Raw genomic sequence first — 5,374 nt, 5'->3', positions numbered from 1 at the left:
CCGACGAATACACGCTGATGTGTCAACGGCTGGATGACGGCACGTTGAGCCTGTACCACGTCACCGGTGACAGCCTGGATTTGTCGATTGTCGGTGAAGTGATTGATGACAGCTATTTTGTGTGGGCAGTCGCAGGCAAAGGGTTTCGCACAGGCGTGACGGAACTCATCAAACGGGTGAAAGGCGCAGGGTTTAAGTCAGTAACGTGTGCCACGGCCAAGCCTGGCATTCGCCGGATGTACCGTTATTTCCGCGACCTGAAACTGACCGAAACCGAGCAACTGAACAACGGGTGCTTGTGTACCTGGCACGAGTTGGAGGTGTAGATGGGAAGCAGGTCGAAAAAGTCATCCAACACCACCAACGTCAACGGCACCAACGGGATTGACGGCGACAACCTTGGCGTCGCCATTTCCGGTGTTAACGGCTCAAACATCAACGTCAATATGACCGACCACGGCGCGATTGCGCGGGCGTCGGAAATGGGCGAGCTGGCAATTACCGCCAACACCCAGATGGCGCGGGATGCGCTCGACAGTAACACCGATGTGTCGAAGGCGGCGCTGCGGATGGGGAGCGAAACCGTTGACCGGGCGCTGGATTTCGGCTCAGAGGCGTTGAGCTTCGGTAACGATGCGATGGACCAGGCGTTTGCCTTCGGGGAATCGGCACTGGACTACAACAGCCAGGTGTCGATGCAGGCCATCAATGATGTGAGCAATGCGCACCATGAAAACCTGCAAATGATCGCGGGGCTGGCCGGAAACCAGGCATCACAGAACAGTGAAAATCTGGCGGCACTGAAAGACCTGGCAGCCATGAACAGCGACGGCGGGCAGGTGGCGACCACCAAGCAGATGACCATCATGGTCGGCCTGGTGTTCTTTTTCCTAGCCATGATGACCATCTTCAAGAAGGGCAAATAATGTTTCATCAAATCATGCAGCCCCGTCAGCGCCAGCAGTTTCAGGCGGTCGGCGAGTTCCTGTATATCGAGGCCTGTCCCGATGCGGTGCAGATTTCCACCGAGCGTGGCGATTACCGTTTAAAGCAGGGGGCGCAGATTATCGACCCGCGCCTGACCGGTCGTGTCACGGTGGAGAACATGGGCGAGGCGGGCACCGTCATTATCGTGTGCGGCTATGGGCGCTATATCCCGCCGTCTGACGGCCAGCAAGTCGCCGTCACGCAAATGCCGACAGTGACCCTGTCACCGAACCAGCAGGTCAATATCGGTCTGTTGCCGAAGGTGGCACTGGTTGACGGCCAACCCGTCGTTATCAGCAAGCTGCCGAAGGTACAACTGGACGCTGACCAGGCGGTAACGGTCTCTCAGCTACCGGCCATCGAGTTGGCTGCCGGACAAAAGCTGGCGGTGTCCAGCCTGCCGGAAATCACCCTGGCACCGGAGCAGGCGGTGCGGGTGTCCAGTGACAAGCCATTGGAAACCGCGCCGGTTGTCGCGGCCTCACTGGCGGGCAGCCTGCTGACCATTGCCACCGGTACGGCGCAGCAGGCGGCGAACCCATTACGTTGTCACGTTTTACTGAAAGCCAGTCCGGCCAATACCCAGCCGGTCACACTGGCTGACGGCTGGGAGCTGGCCGCCGGTGAACAACTGAAACTTGAAACCACCGCCGCGCTGGCGTTTGCCGGTGCCGACGGTGACACCATTCAGATTATCGAGGTGCTTCGATGACAGGAAAGACACTGCGCGAGTTGCTGCCCGCAGGCAGCCCCCGCAACAAGATTGAGTTTCTGGCCGACGAACTGCAACACGGCTTTGAACTGCTCGGCCAGCTGGGCAAAGCCCGCATGACCAACTACGTGAAAAATCCGGCGTTTCTCGACAGTGCCAGCAACAAGGCACAGGAAACCAAGTTCACCGGCGTTTACCTGCCAGGCTCACGCGTCGGCAGTCCCAACCAGAACGCGGGCACCTTTGCTGATGGCTGGCACTTCGAGCAAAGCGGCACGCCGTTAGACCAGGCGATAATCGCCGCGTTCGGGGTGCACCGCAACCTGCATTTCGCGCCGTTCTTAGCGTCGGTGCCGTTCAAAGCCCATGACATCTGGGTGGCGGCCAAAAACTGCAAGGGCACCATTTACCAACAGTTGAACCTGCCGAAAACAGACAGCTACTACAAGGCGCACGCCATTTTTGCCGCAGTGGATGGCATGACGGTGACGCTCGGTTTTCGCAGTGCTGATACGTCCACTATGGGCGGAATGCGCAGTGATACCAGTCTGGTCACAACGGGCGGCATGTATGGACCGGCACCAAGCACCGGCTACAACGTGAAAGTGTTGGAGTCGGACGTTTTCAGGCATCACGGCTCAGACCAGCGCGATACGTTTGTGTGCCTCGAGATCATGTCTAACCCAGGCGAAAGCAACAGCCTGATGCTGCTGGGGATGCAGGTGATTGAAGTGGACAAGGACGGGCTACCGGTCGAAAACGGGATCATCAACATGGACTCAGACGGCTACGGCCATCTGCGTTTCAACGAGCTGATTGAGTTTGTCTGTAATGACACCGCCGTGGCCGGAAACCGCTTTACCTTCAAGCCGAAAAAGCCCGGTTCGCCATTGCATTGCCCGTTGGGTATCCATCAGCACGTCACCTACACCAACCTGTATTTCTGGGGTGGCGTCAATGGCGTGACAAGTGGGGATGTAGACTCAACCGGCAAACTGGATGAGGGTGTGACCGTGACAGATTTTAACGGTGACGCCGTCACAATTGAGCTATCTCAGGCCAATGCAGACCTGGTACGCAACTGCGGCGGGATGCAGGTTTACCTTCGCTACACCCAGTCGCCGATGCGACGGGGACTGTACACATGAAAATCGCCGTGTTTGCAGGAGCAACAGCCACGCTGGGCGCTGCGGCATGGCTGATTTACCGCGGGCTTTCCCAACCGCCCGCCGTTACCAACATTCCCAACCAGGGCACAACCGATTCAGGTGCCATCAATACCGGCACGGATTCGGGCATGTCATGGACAGGCATTATTGAAGGAGCAACAGACGTGATTGATACCAGTCAGCCACGCGGTATCCGCAACAAAAACCCGCTGAACATCGAGTACAGCACCCGCAACAAATGGCGCGGCCAGGTCGGCAGCGACGGACGGTTTTCCATTTTCGAGCATGACAAGTGGGGATTCCGCGCCGCCGCCCGCATCCTGCGCAGTTACCAGAAGCGCGGCATCAACACGATTCACAGCATCGTCCACACGTTCGCGCCGAGCCACGAAAACAACAGCAACCATTACGCCAACATGGTCGCCAAGTGGACGGGCTACGGCAAAAATGACCGGCTGGACATGAACGACGACCACACGGCCACGGAGATCATCAAAGCGATGGCACGGATGGAAGTCGGCAAAAAGTACAGCTATCACGAAGTCATGGAAGGAGTCGCACTAGCATGACCAAGAAAAGTATCGCCATTCAAATCGGCATCAGCGTTGCGGGCATGGTCGCAGGCGCATACACCATCAAGTTTTTGCGTAAACAGGGATTGCTATGATTAATCTGAAAGAAACCAGCACCAAAACTGGATTGCTATTACTGGGTAGCGTGGCCGCCGGACTCATCACCGGCAACAGCGAGTTAGTCCAGGTCACTATCGGTGAGAACGGCGCGCAAATCGGCGGCCTGATTCCGACCATCGCGGCGGCACTCATCGGCCTGTTTGACACGGTTCGCAAAGAGCAAGGCTAGGGGGCTTGTATGGGAGAGCTCATCAAGCTGTTTGCTGAGTTGGGGGTGACGCCTCCAACTCTCATCATGTGTTATCTGCTGTTCCGCGCCGTCAAAGCCCATGAATCAGTGTTGGGCGAATTAAAGGAAATGCTGCAAGCTCATGAGAAGCGGATCATGAAACTGGAGTGGAACAACAGAAAAGATATGCCACAATAGCCACATTAGTCCCAACAAGGAATCGTTATGGCATTTACACAACTTTCAGGTCATAGAAGTTATATTTATCACATCGCTATTGGTAACATTGATGACTATTTCTTTCTCGTTGAACAGCAAGATGAAAAAGGCAATCTAGGTCAAGTGGACATGTTCAAGCGTATGAGGTATTACCTCAATGCGATTGAATCATTAAATAATATCTCCGATTATTTCTACCATGAATTTAAAGAAAAAAATGGATGGTCAGAGAAGCAAGACGACAAATGGTACGCGAGAAAAATACGTAAAAAACATCCTTTAATACAAGATGTTGCTAACATCGCGAATGCTTATAAACATTGTGTTAGAAATGGGAAAAACGCCAAGCTTCATGCATCAGATCTTGAGCAAGCTGTTATAAAAATAGACATTAATGATGATGTGAAAGTTTCAGTAAATTATAATCCTCAAATTGATGATGACCTTATTGAAAAAGCATATCATTTTTGGCTTGATTACTTGGAAGCCAATGATAATTCTATACTTAGTATTTAGTATAAGCCCGCAATCGCGGGCTTTCTTATATCCAAAAGGTTAGGGTGACGCTGACCGGTTCGCTCGTTTAGCCTGGGCTTTCCTGACGGCTTTTTTCTTCTCTTTGGTAACAGTTTGCTGTTGGGCCTGTGTCATGCGGCGGCCACCACGAAACGGCAGCGGGGTAACCACGTTAGAGCGTACCGGCACATAATCCAGTTGATAGAGCCGCTTTAACGCGTGGTACTCATCAAAACGTAGCGCCCACGAATCCAGCTCCTTTGGGCTGAACACACGACCTTCGGGGGTGATGATAATGCAGCGCTCCTCATCAACCCGAAATCCCATCCAGCGGGTGTCATCCGGCAGGTAGCCACGGGCACGGATAATCAGCAGTTTTTCGGCCATTGGGTTTACGTCGATTTCACCGTCCAGCCAACGCTTAATGGTGATAGGCCGAACATGAAACCACGCGGCAGCCTGGTTAATTGAGTCGAAGTGGCGCCAAAACAGCTTCACGAACGATTCATGCAGCATGATGAACCTCACAATTTCTAATCTTGATTGTTTGTTTATTCCGATTGATAACGCGGGGTTCAATCGTCGATAGCTATCAAAAAGCGCAAAACAGCAAAATCTGACATCATGACCAAAACATCGTTGTTATCGAGCGCTGGAATCTACTGAGAATCGGGCGCTAAGAAAACCGTGATGACTTGAATTAACTAACTGTTTCCAAAGCTTATTTTTGTGATTTCGCGGGACGTTTCCTTACTGACTCATCAAATGTTAAAATACGTTACGCCAGTGCGCATTATGACCGTGTTATGGTAAATAACAGATAAGTCATGAAACCGTTCAAGTCGCTATATTCATGCCGTTACTATGCAAATCCTTGTGTAACAAGGAATGCAAAAAGTGACACCATGTC

8 protein-coding genes and 1 pseudogene are annotated in these 5,374 nt (G+C 53.1%); 8 read left to right on the top strand and 1 reads right to left on the bottom strand.

Features of this window, described 5'->3' with window-relative positions:
• The 8 genes and pseudogenes from C9I92_RS24930 to C9I92_RS24895 all read left to right on the top strand — a co-directional run.
• Nucleotides 1-326 (top strand): annotated as a pseudogene (locus tag C9I92_RS24930) (hypothetical protein); the annotation flags it as partial.
• Nucleotides 327-926 (top strand): hypothetical protein, encoded by a 600-nt coding sequence (locus C9I92_RS24925; RefSeq protein ID WP_047887922.1) that lies wholly within the window; start codon nucleotides 327-329, stop codon nucleotides 924-926.
• Nucleotides 926-1,699 (top strand): hypothetical protein, encoded by a 774-nt coding sequence (locus tag C9I92_RS24920; RefSeq protein WP_249037529.1) that lies wholly within the window; start codon nucleotides 926-928, stop codon nucleotides 1,697-1,699. The genes C9I92_RS24925 and C9I92_RS24920 overlap by 1 nt, the downstream gene beginning before the upstream one ends.
• Nucleotides 1,696-2,847, top strand: coding sequence for a hypothetical protein (locus C9I92_RS24915; protein WP_107193942.1), 1,152 nt, complete (start codon nucleotides 1,696-1,698; stop codon nucleotides 2,845-2,847). The genes C9I92_RS24920 and C9I92_RS24915 overlap by 4 nt, the downstream gene beginning before the upstream one ends.
• Complete coding sequence (locus tag C9I92_RS24910; protein WP_053061912.1) at nucleotides 2,844-3,437, top strand: hypothetical protein; 594 nt, start codon at nucleotides 2,844-2,846, stop codon at nucleotides 3,435-3,437. The genes C9I92_RS24915 and C9I92_RS24910 overlap by 4 nt, the downstream gene beginning before the upstream one ends.
• A 94-nt stretch (nucleotides 3,438-3,531) precedes the next feature.
• Complete coding sequence (locus C9I92_RS24905; RefSeq protein ID WP_047886634.1) at nucleotides 3,532-3,729, top strand: hypothetical protein; 198 nt, start codon at nucleotides 3,532-3,534, stop codon at nucleotides 3,727-3,729.
• Between the two features lie 9 nt (nucleotides 3,730-3,738).
• Nucleotides 3,739-3,927 carry a hypothetical protein gene (locus C9I92_RS24900; protein ID WP_047886640.1) on the top strand — a complete coding sequence of 63 codons (189 nt, stop codon included), beginning with the start codon at nucleotides 3,739-3,741 and terminating at the stop codon, nucleotides 3,925-3,927.
• 27 nt (nucleotides 3,928-3,954) lie between these two features.
• A complete protein-coding gene (locus tag C9I92_RS24895) occupies nucleotides 3,955-4,464 on the top strand; it encodes a hypothetical protein (RefSeq protein WP_047886641.1) in 510 nt (169 codons plus the stop codon).
• A 39-nt stretch (nucleotides 4,465-4,503) separates the two neighbouring features.
• Here the strand turns inward: C9I92_RS24895 and C9I92_RS24890 are convergent, their stop codons facing one another.
• Nucleotides 4,504-4,980, bottom strand: a complete 477-nt coding sequence (locus C9I92_RS24890; RefSeq protein WP_047886642.1) for a phage protein — start codon at nucleotides 4,978-4,980, stop codon at nucleotides 4,504-4,506.
• Between the last annotated feature and the right edge of the window lie 394 nt (nucleotides 4,981-5,374).

It is taken from the genome of Photobacterium ganghwense, assembly GCF_003025595.1.
Lineage (GTDB): Bacteria > Pseudomonadota > Gammaproteobacteria > Enterobacterales > Vibrionaceae > Photobacterium > Photobacterium ganghwense.
Note: the sequence above shows the minus strand (reverse complement) of the source record. Positions and strands in the feature narration are given on the sequence as shown.

Coding starts and splice junctions, on each gene's coding strand:
- C9I92_RS24925 (WP_047887922.1), top strand. CDS start 327: ATGGGAAGCAGGTCGAAAAAGTCATCCAACACCACCAACGTCAACGGC.
- C9I92_RS24920 (WP_249037529.1), top strand. CDS start 926: ATGTTTCATCAAATCATGCAGCCCCGTCAGCGCCAGCAGTTTCAGGCG.
- C9I92_RS24915 (WP_107193942.1), top strand. CDS start 1,696: ATGACAGGAAAGACACTGCGCGAGTTGCTGCCCGCAGGCAGCCCCCGC.
- C9I92_RS24910 (WP_053061912.1), top strand. CDS start 2,844: ATGAAAATCGCCGTGTTTGCAGGAGCAACAGCCACGCTGGGCGCTGCG.
- C9I92_RS24905 (WP_047886634.1), top strand. CDS start 3,532: ATGATTAATCTGAAAGAAACCAGCACCAAAACTGGATTGCTATTACTG.
- C9I92_RS24900 (WP_047886640.1), top strand. CDS start 3,739: ATGGGAGAGCTCATCAAGCTGTTTGCTGAGTTGGGGGTGACGCCTCCA.
- C9I92_RS24895 (WP_047886641.1), top strand. CDS start 3,955: ATGGCATTTACACAACTTTCAGGTCATAGAAGTTATATTTATCACATC.
- C9I92_RS24890 (WP_047886642.1), bottom strand. CDS start 4,980: ATGCTGCATGAATCGTTCGTGAAGCTGTTTTGGCGCCACTTCGACTCA.